Raw genomic sequence first — 19,502 nt, forward strand, 5'->3', positions numbered from 1 at the left:
CCCTCGCGCAGCGCGCAGCGCGAGGCCGCGCCCGAGCGGCCCGCGGCCACGGGTGCGCCCGTGCCGGCGAGCGCCGTCGGCAGCGCCGTCGTCGAGATCGCGGCGCGCTACGTCGGTACGCCCTACGTCTACGGCGGCACGACGCCGGACGGCTTCGACTGCTCGGGGTTCACCTCGTACGTCTTCGCGCAGCTCGGCATCACGCTCCCCCGCACCTCCGCGGACCAGCGGTACGCGGGCGTCGAGGTCCCCGCGGACCAGGCGCAGCCGGGCGACCTCGTCTGGACCCCGGGCCACGTCGCGATCTACGCCGGCGGCGGGACGATCATCGACTCGCCCCAGCCGGGCGGCTCGGTGCAGTTCCGCGACATGTACCAGTCGAACCCGGTCTTCATCCGCGTCGGCTGACCACCGCCGGCCGGTCCGCGACGGTCAGACGGCCGGCCCGTCGGCGACCCGCACGGTGACGGGGGTGCCGGCCTCGACCGTCCGGGACACCGTGCACGTGCGGTCGTGGGACACCTGCACCGCGCGCGGCACCACCGATCGCGCCGCGCCACCCGCCTCGCCCTCGGGGAACGCGAGGTCGAAGGTGACGGCGATGTCGCGCAGCGCGTTGCCGTGCTCGTCGCGCACCTTCTCCGCGTCGACCCGGACGACGAACCGCTCGGGCTCGGCCCGCCGCGACGTCACGGCGTCGACGTCGACCGCCGTGCAGGCGCCGAGGGCGACCAGCAGCAGCTCGACGGGCGTGAACGTCGCGCCGTCGGACCCCGAGACGCGCAGCTCGCCGCCGCGCGCGTTCCGCGCCAGGTAGACCCCGTTCTCGAGGCGTTCGACGGAGACGGTCCGGTGGGTGGTGCCCTCGCTCATCCGCCGATCGTGCCACCGGACCGCCCAGACGACCTGCCGTCGAGCCGCGGGGCGCAGCGGGGACATAGGCTGAGGCGTCGCGGGCGCTGAAGCAACCGGCTGCCGCGGCGGTGGGAAGGACACGACCGTGGAGCACCAGGACGGCACCGCGCGTCCCGACGACGGCCACCTCGACGCAGGGTGGAGCTCGGAGGACGTCGTCGCGCTCGGCAACCTCCTGACGCGGCTCCGCCACGACGGCGTCGCGGCGGACGCCGAGCTGCTCGTGAGCGAGCTCGCGACGGCGCACGAGGAGCTGCGCGTCGCCGACGAGGAGCTGCGGGTCCAGCGCGACGCCCTCACCGAACTCCTCACCGAGCGACGTGCGGCGGCGGCGCAGCGCGACTGGCTGAGCTCGCTGCTGCCCGTGCCGATGATCGTCACGAGCACCGCCGGCACGGTCGTCTCCGCGAACGTCGCGGCGGCCGGCCTCCTCAACGTCGCGCTCGCGACGCTCCTCACCAAGCCGCTCACGGCCTTCGTGCACCCCGACGACCGCGGGGCGCTCCGCTCGGCCATCGGCGTGGCCGGCTCCGAGCCCGCGCGCCTCGAGGTCCGGTTGACGCCCCGCCGCTCCCCCGCCGTCGCCGCGGTGATCGCCGTGACCGCCGGGAACGCGGGGAGCGACTCGCCGACCGAGCTGACGTGGACGGTGCTGGCCGCGGGTGACTCCGCCGTACCCGGGGCGCGCTCGCTCGACGCGCTGCAGCTGGTCTCGGCCTTCGCCGAGATCTGCGCGGTGCCCGCCGCCGACGAGGACCTCCAGCACCTCCTCCTGCGCCTGGGCGACATCGCGCTGCGCAGCGTCGTCGGGGCGACGTCGGTCAGCGTCAACCTGGGCTCACCCCTGGCTCCCACGCACGTCTCGTCGACCGGGCACCCCGCGGCGACGGCGGACGGCCTGCAGATCCAGAGCGGCGAGGGACCGTGCGTGCTGGCCTTCGACGAGCGCGACCTCGTCGTCAGCGACGACATGGCGACCGACAGGCGCTGGCCGGGTCTCGCCCGGTGGGTGGGCGGCACCGGTCTCGTCTCCGTCGTCGCCGCACCGATCGAGGTCGACGGCGAGCTCGTGGGGGCGCTCAACGTCTACAGCACCGCGACCGCGGCGTTCGACGACGCGCAGGCGAAGGCCGTCGAGCTGCTGGCCGTGGCCGCCGGCTCGATCCTGCGCGGCGTGTGGGCGCAGCAGCAGCTCCGCGACCTGGTCGCCCAGCTCAACCACGCGCTCGAGTCCCGCGGCGTGATCGAGCAGGCCAAGGGCATCATCATGGCCAAGCAGGGCTGCAGCGCCGACGACGCCTTCGCGCGGCTCGCCACGATGAGCCAGCAGCGGAACGTCAAGCTCCGCGACCTGGCCCGGTCCATCGTCGACCAGACGACGGCACCCGTCAGTCGACGACGTCCATGACGAGGATCGCGCCGGCCAGCTCCTGACCGCCGTTCGAGCGCAGCGGCCGCACCGTGACGTCGACGTCGACCGCGCGGCCGCGGCGGTTGACGGCGGCCAGTCGACCACCCGCCAGCGGGGCGTCCGGCAGCAGACCCGCGTGCAGGAGCGGCACCAGGTCGTCCATCGGCAGGCCGATGTCGAGCTCGACGAGCGGACGTCCGCTCGCCTCGTCTTCGCGCACGCCCCACAGCTCCGTCGCCTGGTCGTTCCACGACATGACCCTCAGGTCACGGTCGACCACCACGACGCCGGTGCCGAGGCTGGTCAGGACCGCCTCCATGAAGTCGTTGAGGTCGTGCACCTGCAGGGTGCGCAGACGGAGCTCCTCGTTCGTGACGTTGAGCTCGTCGTTGATGGACTGGAGCTCCTCGTTCATCGTCTCCAGCTCCTCGTTCGTCGACTGGAGCTCCTCGTTCGTCGTCTCCAGCTCCTCGACGGTGGACTGGAGCTCCTCGTTCGTCGTCTCGAGCTCCTCGTTGGCGGACTGGAGCTCCTCGTACGCCGTCGCGAGCTGGGTGTTCGTGCGCTCGAGCGCGAGCTGCAGCTCCCGGTGGCGGGTCACGTCGTTGAAGATCACGGTGGTGCCGAGCAGCTCGCCGCCCGCGGAGACGAGGGGCTGCACCTGGACGTCGAGGTAGACGGGGTCGGAGCCTGGCCGCACCCACTCGACGTCGCGCACCCACACCGGGCGCCGCTGCGATGCCGCCTCCTCGATCGCCGAGCGCAGCTCGACCGGGCGGTAGGAGAGCTCGAGGTCCTGGAACGGGCGGCCGACGTCGCGCTCGCCGAGCCCGAACAGCAGGTCGGCGCGAGCGTTGCTCGCGACGACCTCGCCCGTCGCGGCGACGACGACCTGCGCCGCCGGCGCCGTGAGCAGCGCCTCCGCCCGGAGGCGCACGACCGCCGCGTCGTGTTCGGTGACCGGCACGAGGGCGTCGGTCTGGTACGCCCGGCGGTCGAGCCCCGCGCTCGCCGCTGCCCGCCGGAAGAAGCGTCGACGGAGCTCGACGGGGGCGAAGAGCGCGGCCTGGCTCAGCAGCATCTCGGCCTTGCCGAGGAAGAGGACGCCGTGCGGGTTGAGCGCGAAGTGGAGCCGGCGCGCGATCCGCGCCTGGGTCTCGGCCGTGAAGTACATGAGCGTGTTGCGGCACAGCAGGAGGTCCACGCGCGAGATCGGTGCGTCCTGACCGAGGTCGTTGCGGCCGAAGATGACGGAGCGCCGCAGCTCGCTCCGCACGACGTACCCCGACGCCGTGCGCTCGAACCACCGCTCGCGCCGCTCGGCGCTCACGCTCTCGAGCGCCCGCTCGGGGTAGACCGCCGCACGCGCCGTCGTGAGCGCCTGCTCGTCGACGTCGGTCGCGTAGATCTTGACGCGCTCGCGGAAGTCCTCGAGGCCCATCGCCTCCGCCAGGACCATCGCGACGCTGTAGGGCTCCTCGCCGGACGCGCACCCGGCGCTCCACACGCGCACCGGACCGCGGCCGGCGCTGAGGAGCGGCGGGAGGACCTCGGCGGCGAGGTACTCCCACGAGTCGGCGTCGCGGAAGAAAGACGTCACGTTGATGAGCACGGTGTCGAAGAGCCGCGCGAACTCGTCGGGGTGGACCTCGAGGTGGTCGCGGTAGGTCTCGACGTCGGCGATCCCGACCTCCGCCATGCGACGCTGCACGCGCCGCAGCAGGCTCGCGCGCTTGTACCCGGTGAAGTCGAAGCCCCGCTGCTCCTTGAGGTGCAGCAGCAGAGCCTCGAAGTGCGGGTCCTGCTCGGTGGTGTCCACGCCGCACCTTCCACGAGTCGTCCGGCCGCCTGCCGGACGACGCTCACGGTAGCGGCTGGGACGGCTCCCGCCGCAGATCGGCGTCGCTCTCGACGTGAGGCACGAGGGTGCCGACGCGCTCGATCAGGTCGCGCAGGATGCGGGCGGCGGCCGCCGCCTCGGCGGCGTGCTCCTCGAAGGTCAGTGACGAGATGCGGTGGCCCCTGTCGACGGCACCCTCGGCCATCCGGGTCGCGAGCGACGCCTTCTCCTCGAGGGCACGCAGCGCCATCCACAGCGCACCCTCGACCGCCACCGCCTGCTGGGCCGCGAGGCTCTGCGGCGACCACGCGTGGCCCACGCGGCACCGGTACCGCGTGAGCCCACCCTCGGTGAGCTCCCACAGGACCCCGGTGCAGTCCGGGCACGCGTACCCCGACGCCTTCCCGGGCGGGTCGGCACTGCTCGTGACGATCGCTTCGAGCTCGGCCATCCCGACCTCCTGGTGCATCAGGTCGGACGCCTGCGAGGCGGGCTCGTCCGGCACGGTCTCGCCGACGAGCTCGACCAGCCGCGCGGCGATGTCGCGGACGGGGAGGACGGCGGCGGGGCTGTCGCCCTCGATCGCCGAGACGGGCATGCCCTCGAAGGTCGCCTCGTCCGGGTCCTGGACGAGGGTGATGCCGCCGCGCGCGTGGACCGCGACCATGCCCGCGGTGCCGTCGTCGAGCGTGCCGGAGAGCACGACGGCGACCACACGCGGGCCGAGGGCGCGTGCGGCGGACCGGAACAGCACGTCGACCGCCGGCCGGTGCCCGTTCTCGCGCGGGCCGCGCGACAGCGTGACATAGCCGTCGGCCACGATCAGGTGGCGGTCGGGCGGCGCGACGAGGACGCGACCGGGCGTCAGGGGGTCGTCCTCCACGGCGGCCGAGGCCGGCAGCGGCCCCGACCGGTCGAGGATCGCCGCGAGCGCGCTCCGGGCCGCGGCAGGCGTGTGCAGCACCACGAGGACGGTGGCTGGAAGATCCGCCGGGAGGTTCGCGACGAGCGCGCGCAACGCCTCGACGCCGCCCGCCGACGCGCCGACCACCACCACGTCACGTCGCGCCACGGACGCCCACCTCTCGTCGATCGTCCTTCGACCCTACGCCCGGGCGGCGTCCCCGGCCCCTGCACCCAGCCGCCCGACCGCGACCGGCAACGTCCGTCATCGGGCGTCGCCCCCCGTCCGCGCCGCGGTCCGAGGGCGGGCGGCGGAGGGGTGTGCACACCGGACCGGCGTGTGCCAGGCTTGTCACCGGCGACCGGGTGCAGAACCCGCTCGGACGCCCGACACGGCGAGGGCACCATGCACGACGAGGTGACGGAGCGCCGGCTCGACCGGCTCTCCTCCACTGACCTGCTCCGGCTCCTGGACGACGAGATCGGCGTGCGGATGACCGCCACCTCCCCCGCAGCTCGCCGCCGCGCGGCCGACACGCTGGTCGCAGTGGTCGACGAGCTCGAGTCGCGCGGGATCCCGGTGTCCGGGCGCACCATGTCCACCGCGCCGGGGCCGGCGGCTCGCTGACGACGAACGACGCGGCGGCGGTCCCGCCGTTCCACCCGCCTCCCGCGCGCGTGCCACCCGCACCCGGACGGCCGGGATGCCGCTCGGCGCGGCCGCGCGCACACTGTGCGGGATCCGCCCGTCCCGCCCCATCGCCGGAGGACCACCATGGCGTCGTACACCGTCGGCTACTTCGTCGGCAGCCTCGCGAAGGCGTCGATCAACCGCACGCTCTCCAAGGCGCTGGTCCGGCTGGCGCCACCGAGCCTGAGCCTCACCGAGATCCCGATCAAGGACCTTCCGCTCTACAGCTACGACTACGACGCCGACTACCCGCCGGAGGGCCGGGCGCTCAAGCAGGCGATCGCCGACGTCGACGCCGTGCTCTTCGTGACCCCCGAGTACAACCGCGCGATCCCGGGCGGGCTCAAGAACGCGATCGACTGGGCGAGCCGCCCCTGGGGCGACAACTCGTTCGCGCGCAAGCCGAGCGCCGTCATCGGCGCGTCGGTCGGAGCGATCGGGACCGCCGTCGCGCAGCAGCACCTGCGCAGCATCCTGGGCTTCTGCAACTCGCCCCAGATGAACGCCCCCGAGGCGTACATCCAGCTCACCCCGGGCCTCATCACCGACGACGGCGAGGTGACCGAGGAGAGCACGCGCCAGTTCCTCGCCAACTACATGGAGTCCTTCGAGGGGTTCATCGAGCGCGTGCTGACGGTGCTCCCGCGCACCACCTGATCCGCGAGACACGGACGCAGCCGGAAGGGGTCGAGCGCTCGCGCAGCCGACCGCTCTCGGGCGAGCGGGACGGGTCCAGCCTGGCGTCGCGAGCCCACCCGGGATGCGGACCGGCACGCCCGGGGTGAGGCTGGTGATCACCGCCACCCACGACCGAGGAGTGATCATGACCACCTCGCCCGCCAGGACCGACGCGGGGACCCGCGCGCCGTACCAGTGGCTGGCCCTCGTCATCGGCGCCGTCTACCTGCTCGTCGGGATCCTGGGCTTCACCGTGACCGGCTTCAGCGGCTTCACCGAGCACGACCACGACCAGACGCTGCTGGGCTTCGCGGTGAACCCGCTCCACAACATCGTCCACCTCGTCATCGGGCTCGCGGGCCTCGCCCTGTGGCGCACGCGCAAGGGCGCCCGGACCTACGGGTGGCTCCTCGCCATCGGGTACGGCCTCACGTCGGTGTACGGCCTGATCGTGGTGAACGACGCGGACGCGAACCTGCTCAACATCAACGGCGCGGACAACGGCCTGCACATCGCGAGCACGCTCGCGGGCCTCGCGATCGCCCTGTGGCCGGACCGTCGCCGCGGCGCCTGAGCATGCCTGCCCGTACGAACCGCACGAGACACACGGAGGTCCCATGAGTGACGAGCCGCGGCGCGACGAGCTGCCGATCCCCGACTACGACCACCTGCCCGTCGGCAGCCTCGGCCACCGCATCCGGTCGCTGCCCGAGGCCGACCTGAGGACGCTGCTCGCCTACGAGCAGGCCCACGCGGGGCGCGTCGCCGTCACGCAGCTGACCGAGACCCGGATCGGCGAGGTCCAGGGTGGCGCGGAGCTCTCAGGCGGCGACGCTGCTGCACCGGCGGCGGAGGCGGCCGGAGCACCCGCGGGTCAGGGCGCCGTCGGGCCCGAGACCCAGGGACCGCATCTGAACCCGCCCTCCCACGGGGACCCGACCAACCCGGCCCAGCCCCGCTGACGCACGCGCCCCCGCACCCGCTCGACCACCGACCTGGAGGACCGATGACCGCATCGCACGAGGCCACCGCACCCGGCGGGCCGCGCCCACCGCTCGTCGAGGTCGCGCGGGCGCTGGAGGACGACGCCCGCCTCGACGGTGCGGTCGACGCGCTGCGTCCCCTCGCCCAGGCGCTCGTCGCTGACGACGCACGGCGGGACCTCCTGCTCGGTCGCCAGATGGGCCACGCGCTGCACCCGCTGATGACGGACGCCCCGATCGGGGCGTGGATGTCGGCGGTCGTGCTCGACCTCGTCGGAGGTGAGGGGTCGCGCGACGCGGCCCGCCGCCTCGTCGGCATCGGGGTGCTGTCCGCCCTGCCCACGGCGCTCACCGGCCTCGCCGAGCTCGCGCACACGGACCGGCGCACCGCACGGGTGGGCGCCGCTCACGCGGCCGGCAACTCCGTCGCGCTCGGGCTCTTCTCGGCCTCGTGGCTGGCCCGCCGCCGCGGCCACCACACGAAGGGCGTCTCGCTCGGTCTCGCCGGCGCCGCAGCCGTCACGGTCAGCGGCTTCCTCGGGGCGCACCTCGCGATCGCGCGCAACGTCGGCAGCCGGGACGCCGCGTTCGCCGAGTCGCTCCCGCCCGACCAGCGCTTCGGCCCCGACGCGCCCGCCGACGCCGTCGTCGCCTGAGCACCGGCGCGCGGCCCGCGCCCCCCGCACGTGGCGCGCGGCCGGTTCCGACCGCTGCGGATGCGTCGACGCGCCCGGTTCAGCACACTTCACCCGTGCGCACCGTGGGGGTCGAGGAGGAGTACCTGCTCGTGCGGCCGGACGGCGAGGTGGTCGGCCTCGCCGGTGCCGTCCTCGCCCTCGCGGCCGCGGAGCCGGACGACGGCGACGAGCCGGCGCCGAGCGGGTGGCCCGGCCACCGGGGCGTGCTGCCGCCCGAGCGACGCATGCCGCACCGGCCCGACGAGCCGGGCGGCGACCTCGAGGGCGAGCTCAAGGAGCAGATGATCGAGACGGGCACCCGCCCGTGCACGGACCTGGCCGAGCTGCGCGAGGAGATCGGGCTGGGCCGCTCGCGCGCGACGAGCGCGGCGCACCGTGCCGGCGCCGAGGTGGCGGCGCTGGGCACGGCGCCGCCCCGGGTCGTGCCGACGCTGTCGCCGGGCGCCCGCTACAGCGAGATCAACCGCGAGTTCGCGCTCACCGCACGCGAGCAGCTCACGTGCGGCTGCCACGTGCACGTCGGGATCGCCGACGCCGAGGAGGGCGTCGCCGTCCTCGACCGCATCGCGCCGTGGCTGCCCGTGCTGCTCGCGATCAGCGGGAACTCCCCCTTCTGGAACGGCGAGGACAGCGGGTACGCCAGCTTCCGGTCCCAGGTCTGGAACCGCTGGCCGACGGCCGGGCCCGTGCCCGCGTTCGGGTCCGCGGCCGAGTACCAGCGCGTGGTGTCCGAGCTCATCGCCACGGGGGCGATCCTCGACACCGGGATGATCTACTTCGACGCCCGGCTCTCGGCCCGCTACCCCACCGTCGAGGTGCGCATCGCCGACGTGTGCCTCCAGGCCGACGACGCCGCCCTGCTCGCCGCGCTCGTCCGGGGCCTCGTCGAGACCGCGGCCCGGTCGGCGGCCGCGGGTGAGGAGGTGCAGGCGACGCGGGTCGAGCAGCTGCGCGCGGCGAGCTGGCGCGCGGCCCGGTCGGGTCTGCGCGGCTCGCTGGTCAGCCCGGTGACGTTCCGGCCGCTGCCGGCCCGCGAGGTCGTCCAGCAGCTCCTCGCGCACGTCCGCGACGTGCTCGAGGACTACGGCGACCTCGAACCGGTGACCGAGCTGCTCGAGGGACCCTGGCGGCGCGGCACGGGCGCGACCCGGCAGCGCGCGTGGCTCGCCGAGTCGGGGGATCTCCAGCACGTGGTGCGCCGCGCCGCCGCGCTCACGGCGCGCTGACCAGCTCCCGCAGGCGGCGCGCGTCGCGGACGGCGTCCGCGTCGCCGTCGTTGTTGAAGTAGGCGAACACGTCGCGCCCGTCGTCGCGCCACTCCCGCAGCCGGTCGGCCCACCAGCGCAGGTCGGCCTCGGAGTACGAGCCGCCGTAGAGGTGCTCGTGGTCGGGCCCGTGCAGGCGGACGTAGACGAACGGCGCCGTGGCCCGGAGCACGCACGGCAGGCGTGCCCCGCTCATGACGCAGTAGGCGGCGCCGTGCCGCTCGAGCAGCCGCATCACGCCGTCGTCGTGCCAGCTCGGGTGCCGCATCTCGACCGCGACCCGGATCCACGGCGGCATACGGGCGAGGAACCAGTCCAGGCGCGCGTCGTCGCGCGCGAGCCCGGGCGGGAGCTGGACGAGCAGCACCGCGCGACGGTCCCCCAGCTCGTGCCAGCCGCGCGCGATCCGGTCCACCCACGCCTCGGGCGCGTAGAGGCGCTTGGCGTGCGTCAGCCCGCGGGGCGCCTTCACCGAGAGCAGGAAGCCCTCGGGCAGCCGCCGACGCCACCCCGCGAACGTGCGGTCGGGCGGCCAGCGGTAGAAGCTCGCGTTGAGCTCAGCCGTGCCGAAGGTCCGCACGTAGTGGCCGAGCCGCTCGTGCGCGGGCGAGCCGTGCGGGTACAGCTCCGGGTGCCAGTGGTCGTAGGTCCAGCCGGAGGTCCCGACGTGGACGCTCACCCCGCGACCGCGACGGCCCCGTCCTCCTCGACGGGGACGGCGAACCAGACCGACTTGCCGTCGCCCGGGTGGGGGTCCACGCCCCAGGTGCCCGCGAGCATGCTGACGAGTCGCATCCCGCGGCCGCCGGCCTGCTCGCGCGACGGGTCCAGCACCTGCGGGAGCGTCGGGTTGTCGTCGTGGACCTCGACGCGCAGCCCGTCGGCGACCACACCGAGCCGCACCAGGACCTCGGTGCCGCGGCCGTACTTCACGGCGTTCGTCACGAGCTCGCTCGCGAGGAGCTCGACGACCCGCAGGGGCTGCGCTGTGACGCCCCGGGTCAGCGCCTGCGTGCGCACCCACTGGCGCGCACGGCGGATGTTCCGCACGTCGGCAGGTACCCGCAGCTCCACGACGTCCACCCCCGCTCCCCCGTCCTCGACGTCCGTAGCCTCCACTGTGCCTGCTGAGACGCGTGATCGCAGGTCGAGCGGGCGCACGGGGGCGCCCGCAGCCGGCTCAGGCCGGTGGGGCGTCCTCGCGGCGGTGCCCCTCGACGAGCAGCGCGAGGTCGTCGCGGCTCAGCCGCGCACCGTCCAGCACGGCGACCGTCACGGGCGTGACGGCGACGACCGTCGCCGTGCGCGACCCCTCGAGGAGCGCCCGCTCGCCGAGGATCGCGCCCGGGCCGATGTCGGCCAGGTGCGTCCCGTCGCGCACGACGGCGACCACGCCGTCCAGGAGGAGGGCGACGTGCCCGCCCGGCTCGCCCTGCCGGAACAGCGCCTGACCCGCGGCGAGTCGGCGCACCGACGGCCGCCGGTCCATGACCTCTCCCGAGAGGCGCCGCTCGAGCTGGGTCTCGACGGGCGCCGTCAGGGCGGGCGCGTCGACGCCGCGCCACGGGTTGTCGTCCTCCGTCATGTCGTGCAGCCACGACGTCGAGTCGGTCACGGCCACCTTCTCGACGAGACGCTCGTCGTCCCCGTAGACCCAGTGCCGCGGGAAGGCGCTCGCGCCCAGCACGCGGTGGCTCGCGCTGCCGTCGGCGCGCACGACGAGCTCGAGCGTCGTCCAGACCAGGGGCGCGACCAGCCGCCCGCGCCCGCGCACGAGACGCGGTGCCGGCAGCGGCGCCCGGCCGCCCACGGTCTGCCGGACGACCGCGGCGGAGCCGTCGGCTGCGACCGAGCACTGCGTGAGGTCGGGCATCTTCACGGCCGGGAACCGGACGGCGCCGCCGAGGAGGTTGGTCAGGCCGATGACGCCGCCGTGGCCGGGAGCCGGGCGGGCCGCGGTGACCGTCCCGCCGTCGGTCTCGACCTCGAGCCGCACGCGGTTGACGAACCGGAACCGACCGGCGCGCCGCAGCGCCTCGACGTCGTGCAGCACGTCGGGCGGCGGTTCGTCGTAGTGCGTGAGGCCCAGCTCGAAGGGCATCCGCATCGGCCCGACCAGGAGCTCGGACGGGATCCACGACAGCGACGTGACGCCACGCGTCACGGTGGTGGTGGCAGGCATCACGGGACCTCCTCGGTGGGGGGCCGAGCACCCGTGCGGCCCACGCCGCGGACGGGTGCCCCACGCTAGCGTCGGCCCGACCTCGGCCACCACGCTGCGCCCGTGCGCACCCGCCCGTGGCAGGAGGGGCTCAGTCCTTGCGGAAGGCGTCCTTGACCTTCTCGCCCGCCTGCTTGAGGTCCGACTTCGTCTGGTCGGCGCGCCCCTCGGCGGCGAGGTCACGGTCGCCGGTCGCCTCGCCGGCGGCCTCCTTGGCCTTGCCCTTCCAGCCCTCGGCCGTGTTCTCGGCCTTGTCGTCGACTCCCATGGGTCCTCCTGGTCTCGGTTCCGGTGGGCCTTCGACCGTACGTGCGCGCCCCTCCGGCCGCGCGGTGAGCGGTCCGGGCGCCCGTGCGGGCACCGCGCTAGCGTCGAGGCGGCCCGGCCACCCGGGCGTGCGGGCGGACCGGAGAAGCGTCGAGGAGGACCGTGACGACGACGATGTGGGTGGACGCCTCGGCGGGCGTCGCAGGCGACATGCTCCTCGGCGCGCTCGTGGACGCCGGCGTCCCGCTCGGCACGCTCCAGGCCGCGGTCGACGCCGTGCTGCCCGGTGCGGTCTCGCTGCGGGCCGAGGAGGTGCTGCGCGCGGGCCTGCGCGCGACCAAGGTGCACGTCGGCGTCCTCGTCGCCGACCCGCCGCACCGCACCTGGGCGACCATCCGCGACCTCCTCGCCGAGGCCTCGCTGACCGACGACGTCCGGACCCACGCCACCGCGACCTTCGCGCGGCTCGCGGAGGCGGAGGGCCGCGTGCACGGCATGCCGCCCGCCGACGTGCACTTCCACGAGGTCGGCGCGCTCGACGCCGTCGCCGACGTCGTCGGGACGGCGGCAGGCGTCGTCGCGCTCGGCGTGGACCGCGTGCTCGTCTCTCCCGTGGCGCTCGGCTCGGGCACGGTCCGCGCCCACCACGGCGAGCTGCCCGTGCCGCCGCCCGCGGTGCTCGAGCTGTCCCGCGGCTGGGACGTGCTCGCGGGCGGCGAGGGAGAGCTCGCCACGCCGACCGGCATGGCGCTCGTCACGGCCCTCGCGCACGGTTCGGGTCCCCTGCCGGCGCTCCGGGTGACGACGAGCGGAGTGGGCGCCGGGACCCGGGACGCGCCGCACCGCGCGAACGTGGTCCGCGTGGTCGTCGGGCAGGACGTCGCCGTCCTGCCCGGGGACGTGCCGCCCGGAGCGGACGCGCCTCCCGGGGCCGCGGCGCCCGACGCCGTCCTGCTCGAGGCGAACGTGGACGACCTCGACCCCCGCGTGTGGCCCGAGGTGCTCGCGACGCTGCTCGACCTCGGCGCGCACGACGCGTGGCTCAGCCCGGTGCTCATGAAGAAGGGGCGGCCGGCGCACACGCTGCACGTCCTCGCCCCTCCGCCCGCGGCCGACGCGCTGAGCGACGCCGTCCTGACGCACACGACGACGCTCGGCGTGCGCCGCACGGGCGTCACGCGCGACGTCCTCGACCGCGACTGGCGTCCGGTGGTGGTGGGCGGCGGCACGGTGCGGGTCAAGGTCGGCCACCGCGCGGGGCGGGTGCTGCAGGCGATGCCCGAGTTCGACGACGTCGTCGCCGTCGCGCGGTCGTCCGGCCGGCCGGTGGCGACGGTGCTCGACGACGCGCGCGCGGCGGCGCACGACGCCGGGCTCGTGCGGGGCGGTGCCTGGCCGCCGGCCTAGCTCGCGGCGATCTGCGCCGCGAGGTGCCCCGCGCCGTACCCGTTGTCGATGTTGACGACCGCCACTCCGGGGGCGCACGCGGTGAGCATCGTGAGCAGCGGCGCCAGCCCCTCGAACGCCGCGCCGTAGCCGACCGACGTCGGCACCGCGACCACGGGTGCCGCGACGAGGCCCGCGACCACGCCGGGCAGGGCGCCGTCCATGCCGGCCGCGACGACGACGACGCGTGCGGCGCGCAGCAGGTCCAGCTGCTCGAGCACGCGGTGGAGCCCGGCCACGCCGACGTCCACGACGAGCGTGCACCGGCGGCCGAGGTGCTCGGCCGTCATCGCGGCCTCGGCCGCGACGGGCAGGTCCGACGTGCCGGCCGCCAGCACCACGACGGGACCGCCGCTCGGCTCGGGCGGCACAGGGGGCCACGCCAGCATCCGGGCGGCCGGGTCGTGCCGCGCGTCGGGCAGCTCGGCGAGCACCGCGGCCGCCTGCTCGGGCGTGGCACGCGTGAAGAGCGTCCGTGCGCCGCGCGCGCCCACCTCACGGGCGATCGCCCGCACCTGGTCGACGGTCTTCGGCTCGCACAGGACGGCCTCCGGGAACCCGCGGCGCGGCGCCCGGTCGTGGTCCAGCCGCACGAAGGCGTCGAGCGCCGCGGGCGGCGTCCACGCCCTGTCCGGCTCAGGCACCCCGCACCTCGACGAGCGGGAGCGTGAAGGCGCCCGACTGCACGCCGCGCAGGTCGAGGGCCACGAACCGGAACCCCGCGCCGCGGACCGCCGCGAGCACGTCGTCGCGCAGCGGCGGCGTCGCGACCGCCACGATGTCCTCCGCGAGCACCTCGAGCCGGGCGACGTCGCCGTGGTGGCGCACCCGCAGGTCGCCCAGGCCCAGCCGGCGCAGCGCGGCCTCCGCGGCCTCGACCTGGGCCAGCTTGGTCGGCGTGACCTCCTCGAAGTGCGGGATGCGGGAGGCGAGGCAGGGCGCGGCCGGCTTGTCGGCCGAGGGCAGCCGCATCGCGCGCGCGAGGCGCCGCACGGCCGCCTTGTCGAGCCCCGCGTCCGCGAGCGGCCGGAGCACCGCGTGGTCGGTGGCGGCGCGCGAGCCGGGTCGGTCCGGCCGCCGGGCGTCGTCGGCGTTCTCGCCGTAGGCGACCGCGGACAGCCCGTGGGCCGCGACCACCTCGGCCGAGATCCGGGTGAACAGCTCGTCCTTGCAGAAGAAGCACCGGTCGGGCCCGTTGCGGCGGTACTCCGGGTTGTCGCCCTCGTGCGTGCGCACCTCGACGACGGGCGCCCCCGCGGCTCGTGCGACGTCGTGCGCGGCCGTCCGCTCGTCGGCCGCGAGGCTCGGCGAGACGCCCAGCACCGCGACGACGCGCGCCGCGCCGACCGCGTGCACCGCGAGGCCGAGGACGACGGAGGAGTCCACCCCGCCGGAGAAGGCGACGCCGAGCCGCCCGGTGGGCACGGCGCGCCGCAGCGCCGCGGAGACCTGCTCCACGGCGCTGCGGTCGTCGGGCTCGAGGAGGTCCGTCCAGCCGGCGTGCGGTGACGCGGCGTGGTGGTCCGCCTGGGCGTGCATCAGACCTCCCGGGCCGTCTCGTCCGCCGGTGCCCCGGCCGCCGCCACGCGCTCGGCGCGACGGGCCCGGACCTCGCCGACCATAGTCCCGAACACCTTCTCGGTGAGCGGGTAGGCCACCATGATGGCCACGCCGATCGCGATGAAGACCGCCGGGACGAACCCTGCGATGTACCGGATGCCGTCCGCCGTCGCCTGGGTCTGCTGCTCGGCGCCGGCCACGTAGCCGACCAGGCCCAGGCCGTACGCCGCCGCGGCGCCGCCCACCGCCTGGCCGAGCTTCCGGGTGAAGGAGAACACCGCGTAGGTGGTGCCCTCGGTCCGGACCCCGCTGCGCCACTCGCCGTACTCGACGGTGTCGGCCTCGAGCGCGAACATCAGCATGTTGACGGCTGCGAGACCGACGCCGTAGAGCCCGAAGAACACGATCGCGAGCCACACCATGGACGGCGGCGTGAGGGCCACGCCCGTGGCCGCCACGGCGGCGAGGCCACCGGCGCCCACGTAGGACGCCTTCTTGCCGAACATCCGCACGAGCCGCGGGATCACAGGGGCGACGACGAACATCGCGACGGTGCTGACCACGGTCAGGACGATGAAGAGGTTGGCGTCGCCCAGCACGTCCCGGGCGTAGTACGCCTGCACCGTCTGGAGCGCGAACATGCCCGTGAGGAAGGACAGCGCCGAGAGGCAGAGCATGAGCAGGGGCTTGTTGCCCTTGAGGGTGCCGAGGCTCTGCCGCAGGCTCACCCGGGCGACGTCGCGGACGACGTTCTCCTTCGAGGTCCGGAAGAGCACGCCGTACAGGCCGAGGCCGAGCACCACGAACAGCAGCGTCGTGAGCGTGAGCGACTGCTGGAGGTCGTCCGAGCTGGTGATCTGCGGTGCGACCACGAACGCCAGCATGATCATCGTCGCCGCGGAGCCGACCATGCGGAAGCTCGCGAGCTTCGCGCGCTCCTGCGGCTCCTGGGTCATGGCCGAGGCGAGCGAGCCGTAGGGGATGTTGACCAGGCTGTAGGCGAGGCCCAGCAGCGCGTACGTGATGTACGCGTAGACGAGCTTGCCGGTCCCGCCGAGGCCGCCGGGCACCGTGAAGGTCGCGACGCTGAGGAGCAGGAGCGGGAGCGAGCCGAACAGGAAGAACGGCCGGAACTTGCCCCAGCGCGTCATGGTCTTGTCGACGACGCGGCCGGCGTAGATGTCCGCGAAGGCGTCCCACGCCCGCACCACGAGGAAGAGGGTCCCGGCCGCCGAGGCGGAGATCCCGACGACGTCGGTGTAGTAGAGCAGCAGGAACATCGACGACATGGAGAACGCGAGGTTGTTGGCGGCGTCTCCCGACGCGTAGCCGAGGTACTGCGACAGGCGCAGCCTCGGGCCGGCGGGCGCGGCCGGGGCGTCGGGCGCTGCGGGTCCCGCAGGGCTCGCGCCCTGCGGGGCGGGTGCTGCCGGGGCAGCGGCGGTGCTGATCATGGCGTTCCCTCGTGGTGAGCGGTGCGGTGGGTGGTCTGTGCGGTGCGTGGGGCCGGCGCCGGGTGGGGCCGAGCCCGGTCGGTCAGCGGTCGCGCGTCCAGCGGCGGCGCAGCGCGTGGGCGGCGGCCTTGGGACGGCGGTCCCGCGTGAAGGCGCCCTTCTTGTTGCCGTCGACGCGGAACACGCCCGACGACGTCGCGAAGTCGGCGAAGTTCCACACGTGCTCGCCGACCACGGCGTCGACCGCGTCGAAGACCCGGTGGTTCATGTCGAGGTACTCGACCTGGTACTCCTCGGTCCACGGGACCGGGGTGACCGAGTGGACGCCGGGCATCGTGTCCGCGCCGTACTCGGTGATGATGATCGGCTTGCCCTCGGTGGCCCACCCCTCGAGCTCGGTGCGCCAGGCCGCCTCGGCCGCGACGAGGTCGCCCGTGTTGACGTACCAGCCGTAGTAGCGGTTGAGCATGAGCACGTCGCCGAGCTCCGAGACCTGGCACCTCCCGTGCGGCGCGAGCATGACGTTGACGAAGCCGACCGGACGGGTCGGGTCCAGCTCACGCGTGAGGGCGAAGAGCGGCTCGAAGTACTCGCGCGACGCGTCGGTGTCGGACTCCGGCTCGTTCGCGATCGACCACAGCACGACGCTCGGGTGGTTCTTGTCGCGCGCGACGAGCTCCCGGATGGCCTGCGCGTGCACCTCCCGGCTCGCGTCGTTGATCGTCTCGGGCGAGAAGGTCGTGTAGTTCTGCCCGCCGAAGATGCCCCCCGCGAGGCCCATGTTCTGGCCGACGGCGGCGACCTCGTCGATCACGACGACGCCCTCGCGGTCCGCGAAGTCGTAGACCTCGTCCGCGTAGGGGTAGTGCGACGTGCGGAAGGAGTTGGCGCCGATCCAGTCGAGGAGCGCGAAGTCGTTGACGAGGTGGACGTCGTCGTGCGCCTTGCCGCGCACGGGGCTGTCCTCGTGCTTGCCGAAGCCCGTGAAGTAGAAGGGCTCCCCGTTGATGAGGAACTGGGTGCCGCGCACCTCGACCGTGCGGATGCCGACGGTCTGGAGGTAGCTGTCGAGCGTCGTCCCCGACCCGTCGAGCAGCTCGACGTCGGCCTCGTAGAGGTAGCCCTCGCCGGGGGCCCACAGGTGCGCGCCCGGGACCTCGAGCTCGCCGTGCGCACCCTCGCCCGTCGCGACGACCGCGCCGTCGGCGTCCCGGAGCGTGACGCGCACGGAGGCGCCGCCCTCGTGCTCGACGTCGTACCGGACGACGCCCGTGACGTCGCCCGCAGCGGTGCGGATGTCGGTCACGACGCGCACGTCCGTGACGTGCTCGGGCGCCGTGGCGTAGAGCCAGACCGAGCGGTGCAGGCCGGCGTAGTTGAAGAAGTCGTGGAAGTACCGCTGCCGACGCCCGTGCGGGGTGTCCTCGACGACGCCGGGCGGGACGGTCTGGAAGCTCAGCTCGTTGTTGACGACCGCGGTGACCCGGACCTCCTCGCCGGGCTGCACGATCGACGAGACGTCGACCTCGAACGGCGTGTAGCCGCCCTCGTGGCTCATCACCTCGCTGTCGCCGACCCACACGACGGCACGGTGCGTGGCGGAGTCGAACCGCAGCACCACGCGCCGGTCGGCCCACCCGCGCGGGACCCGCACGGTCGTCTGGTACCAGGCGTCCCCGACGTGGTCGCGGACGGCGGCGTCGGCGAGCACGTCGTTGTAGCTCGCGGGCACCGGCATCGCGGTCGCGTCGGCGAGCGGGGCGGCGAACCAGCCCGCCGCGCGGCCCTCGCCGGCGGCGTCGAGCCGGAAGTCCCAGATGCCGTCGAGCGCCTTGCGCTCGCGGGTGGTGGTGTCCTGGGGACGAAGCATGTCGGTCTCCTCTCGGCCGCCGGTGGTGCGGTCGGCCGGGTCTCGGGTGACTCCATTGAGCGTGTCGGGACCTCGGCGCGACAAGCGGTTGCCATCCGTTGCCACTCACGCACGCCGCGGGACCCCCGGCGGCCAGCAACCGGTTGCCACGAGTTGCCGGGAATGCCTACCGTGGCGGCATGGACGTCACCGACGACGGACCCCCGCACGACGGGCGCACGGAGCCCGGACGGGCGCGCACGCCCACGATCTACGACGTCGCGCGGGCGTGCGGCGTGGCGCCGTCGACGGTCTCGCGGGCGTTCTCGCGCCCCGGCCGCGTCAACGCCGAGACGGCCGAGCGGATCCGGCAGACCGCCGCGGCCATGGGCTACCGCACCAACCCGCTCGCGCGGGCCCTCCCGACGGGGCGCACGTCGTTGCTGGCCCTCGTCGTCTCGGACGTCACCAACCCGTTCTTCTTCGACATCATCCGCGGGGCCGAGGGCGAGGCGACGGCGGCCGGCTACACGATGCTCGTGGCCGACGTGCAGGAGTCCGTCGAGGCCGAGCGCGAGGCGCTCGACCGCACGCTCCCGCTCGTCGAGGGCCTGGTGCTGGCCACGTCGCGCATGTCCGACTCCGCGATCCGCGTCGCGGCCAAGCAGCGGCCCACGGTGGTGCTCAACCGCGTCATGACCGACGTCCCGAGCGTCGTGACCGACAACGCGCGCGGCACGCGCCGGGCGGTCGAGCACCTCGCAGGGCTCGGCCACACGACGATCACCTACGTCGCCGGTCCCGAGGCGTCGTGGGCCGACGGGATGCGGTGGCGGTCGATGCGCGAGGCCGCGTTCGAGCTGGACCTCAAGGTGCGGCGGCTCGGCCCGTTCCCGCCCACCCTCGCGGGCGGCGCGGCCGCGGCCCAGGCGCTCGCCGAGGCGCCGACGTCGGCCGTGGTCGCCTACAACGACCTCCTCGCGATCGGCCTCATGCGCCGGCTCGTCACGCTCGGCGCGCGCGTGCCGCAGGACGTCAGCGTCGTGGGGTTCGACAACATCTTCGGCGCCGACTTCTGCAGCCCCCCGCTGACGACGGTCGCCGCTCCCCTGCGCAACCTCGGCGCCTACGCGGTCCGGACGCTGCTCGAGCAGCGGGGTCAGCGGCAGCTGCGCGACGTCCGGCCCGCGCTGCTGCCCGCGCAGCTCCTCGTGCGCGGCTCGACGGGCCCACGCCCGCGCCGCCGCAGCACGTGGGCGACGCGTCAGACGCCGGCCGGGACGCCGGAGGTGACCGGCGGGAGCGCCGCGCTGCGCACGGC

At 74.7% G+C, this 19,502-nt stretch carries 21 protein-coding genes; 10 read left to right on the top strand and 11 right to left on the bottom strand.

Annotation, left to right across the window (positions count from 1 at the left end; all coding sequences use genetic code 11):
* Positions 1 to 408, top strand: a 408-nt coding sequence (locus ICW40_RS03515) for a C40 family peptidase (RefSeq protein ID WP_221652452.1), incomplete at its 5' end; no start/stop codon positions are given.
* Between the two features lie 24 nt (positions 409 to 432).
* Here the strand turns inward: ICW40_RS03515 and ICW40_RS03520 are convergent.
* Positions 433 to 873 carry an OsmC family protein gene (locus ICW40_RS03520; RefSeq protein ID WP_221652453.1) on the bottom strand — a complete coding sequence of 147 codons (441 nt, stop codon included), beginning with the start codon at positions 871 to 873 and terminating at the stop codon, positions 433 to 435.
* 127 nt (positions 874 to 1,000) lie between these two features.
* On the opposite strand from ICW40_RS03520, the gene ICW40_RS03525 reads away from it, so the two are divergent.
* Entirely contained in the window at positions 1,001 to 2,323 is a 1,323-nt protein-coding gene (locus ICW40_RS03525; RefSeq protein ID WP_221652454.1) for an ANTAR domain-containing protein, read from the top strand.
* Here the strand turns inward: ICW40_RS03525 and ICW40_RS03530 are convergent.
* Both ICW40_RS03530 and ICW40_RS03535 read right to left on the bottom strand, forming a co-directional pair.
* Entirely contained in the window at positions 2,304 to 4,145 is a 1,842-nt protein-coding gene (locus ICW40_RS03530) for a CheR family methyltransferase (RefSeq protein ID WP_221652455.1), read from the bottom strand. The two genes, ICW40_RS03525 and ICW40_RS03530, sit on opposite strands and share 20 nt — an antisense overlap.
* 43 nt (positions 4,146 to 4,188) lie before the next feature.
* Positions 4,189 to 5,238 carry a chemotaxis protein CheB gene (locus tag ICW40_RS03535; RefSeq protein WP_221652456.1) on the bottom strand — a complete coding sequence of 350 codons (1,050 nt, stop codon included), beginning with the start codon at positions 5,236 to 5,238 and terminating at the stop codon, positions 4,189 to 4,191.
* 237 nt (positions 5,239 to 5,475) lie between these two features.
* On the opposite strand from ICW40_RS03535, the gene ICW40_RS03540 reads away from it, so the two are divergent.
* From ICW40_RS03540 to ICW40_RS03565, 6 genes are all read left to right on the top strand, one after another.
* The gene (locus ICW40_RS03540; RefSeq protein ID WP_221652457.1) at positions 5,476 to 5,697 is read left to right on the top strand and encodes a hypothetical protein; all 222 of its coding nucleotides are present in this window, start codon (positions 5,476 to 5,478) and stop codon (positions 5,695 to 5,697) included.
* 147 nt (positions 5,698 to 5,844) lie between these two features.
* Positions 5,845 to 6,417, top strand: a complete 573-nt coding sequence (locus ICW40_RS03545; RefSeq protein WP_221652458.1) for an NADPH-dependent FMN reductase — start codon at positions 5,845 to 5,847, stop codon at positions 6,415 to 6,417.
* Positions 6,418 to 6,583: 166 nt separating this feature from the next.
* The gene (locus ICW40_RS03550) at positions 6,584 to 7,012 is read left to right on the top strand and encodes a DUF4383 domain-containing protein (RefSeq protein WP_221652459.1); all 429 of its coding nucleotides are present in this window, start codon (positions 6,584 to 6,586) and stop codon (positions 7,010 to 7,012) included.
* Between the two features lie 43 nt (positions 7,013 to 7,055).
* Positions 7,056 to 7,400 carry a hypothetical protein gene (locus ICW40_RS03555; RefSeq protein ID WP_221652460.1) on the top strand — a complete coding sequence of 115 codons (345 nt, stop codon included), beginning with the start codon at positions 7,056 to 7,058 and terminating at the stop codon, positions 7,398 to 7,400.
* 44 nt (positions 7,401 to 7,444) lie between these two features.
* Complete coding sequence (locus ICW40_RS03560; protein ID WP_221652461.1) at positions 7,445 to 8,077, top strand: DUF2231 domain-containing protein; 633 nt, start codon at positions 7,445 to 7,447, stop codon at positions 8,075 to 8,077.
* A gap of 95 nt (positions 8,078 to 8,172) precedes the next feature.
* Entirely contained in the window at positions 8,173 to 9,345 is a 1,173-nt protein-coding gene (locus ICW40_RS03565) for a carboxylate-amine ligase (protein WP_221652462.1), read from the top strand.
* Here the strand turns inward: ICW40_RS03565 and ICW40_RS03570 are convergent.
* The 4 genes from ICW40_RS03570 to ICW40_RS03585 form a co-directional block, all read right to left on the bottom strand.
* Positions 9,332 to 10,063, bottom strand: a complete 732-nt coding sequence (locus ICW40_RS03570) for a DUF72 domain-containing protein (RefSeq protein WP_221652463.1) — start codon at positions 10,061 to 10,063, stop codon at positions 9,332 to 9,334. The two genes, ICW40_RS03565 and ICW40_RS03570, sit on opposite strands and share 14 nt — an antisense overlap.
* Positions 10,060 to 10,467 carry an ATP-binding protein gene (locus ICW40_RS03575; protein WP_221652464.1) on the bottom strand — a complete coding sequence of 136 codons (408 nt, stop codon included), beginning with the start codon at positions 10,465 to 10,467 and terminating at the stop codon, positions 10,060 to 10,062. Before ICW40_RS03575 ends, ICW40_RS03570 begins: the two co-directional genes overlap by 4 nt.
* A gap of 97 nt (positions 10,468 to 10,564) precedes the next feature.
* Positions 10,565 to 11,566, bottom strand: a complete 1,002-nt coding sequence (locus ICW40_RS03580) for a cyclic nucleotide-binding domain-containing protein (RefSeq protein WP_221652465.1) — start codon at positions 11,564 to 11,566, stop codon at positions 10,565 to 10,567.
* 130 nt (positions 11,567 to 11,696) lie between these two features.
* On the bottom strand, positions 11,697 to 11,873 hold the full coding sequence (locus ICW40_RS03585; RefSeq protein WP_221652466.1) for a CsbD family protein: 177 nt from the start codon (positions 11,871 to 11,873) through the stop codon (positions 11,697 to 11,699).
* 161 nt (positions 11,874 to 12,034) lie between these two features.
* On the opposite strand from ICW40_RS03585, the gene larC reads away from it, so the two are divergent.
* Positions 12,035 to 13,279 (top strand): nickel pincer cofactor biosynthesis protein LarC, encoded by a 1,245-nt coding sequence (larC, locus tag ICW40_RS03590; protein ID WP_308121605.1) that lies wholly within the window; start codon positions 12,035 to 12,037, stop codon positions 13,277 to 13,279.
* Here larC and larB read toward each other — a convergent pair.
* From larB to uidA, 4 genes are all read right to left on the bottom strand, one after another.
* A complete protein-coding gene (larB, locus tag ICW40_RS03595; protein ID WP_221652467.1) occupies positions 13,276 to 13,962 on the bottom strand; it encodes a nickel pincer cofactor biosynthesis protein LarB in 687 nt (228 codons plus the stop codon). The two genes, larC and larB, sit on opposite strands and share 4 nt — an antisense overlap.
* Positions 13,955 to 14,857: an asparagine synthase-related protein gene (locus tag ICW40_RS03600; RefSeq protein ID WP_221652468.1), complete on the bottom strand. Its 903-nt coding sequence runs from the start codon at positions 14,855 to 14,857 to the stop codon at positions 13,955 to 13,957. The genes larB and ICW40_RS03600 overlap by 8 nt, the downstream gene beginning before the upstream one ends.
* Positions 14,857 to 16,332, bottom strand: a complete 1,476-nt coding sequence (gene uidB, locus ICW40_RS03605) for a glucuronide transporter (RefSeq protein WP_221652469.1) — start codon at positions 16,330 to 16,332, stop codon at positions 14,857 to 14,859. The genes ICW40_RS03600 and uidB overlap by 1 nt, the downstream gene beginning before the upstream one ends.
* A gap of 82 nt (positions 16,333 to 16,414) precedes the next feature.
* Positions 16,415 to 18,202 (bottom strand): beta-glucuronidase, encoded by a 1,788-nt coding sequence (uidA, locus tag ICW40_RS03610; protein WP_221652470.1) that lies wholly within the window; start codon positions 18,200 to 18,202, stop codon positions 16,415 to 16,417.
* A gap of 179 nt (positions 18,203 to 18,381) precedes the next feature.
* On the opposite strand from uidA, the gene ICW40_RS03615 reads away from it, so the two are divergent.
* On the top strand, positions 18,382 to 19,502 hold a 1,121-nt coding region (locus tag ICW40_RS03615; RefSeq protein WP_221652471.1), incomplete at its 3' end, for a LacI family DNA-binding transcriptional regulator.

It is taken from the genome of Actinotalea ferrariae (assembly GCF_019733465.1).
Classification (GTDB): Bacteria; Actinomycetota; Actinomycetes; order Actinomycetales; family Cellulomonadaceae; genus Actinotalea; species Actinotalea ferrariae_A.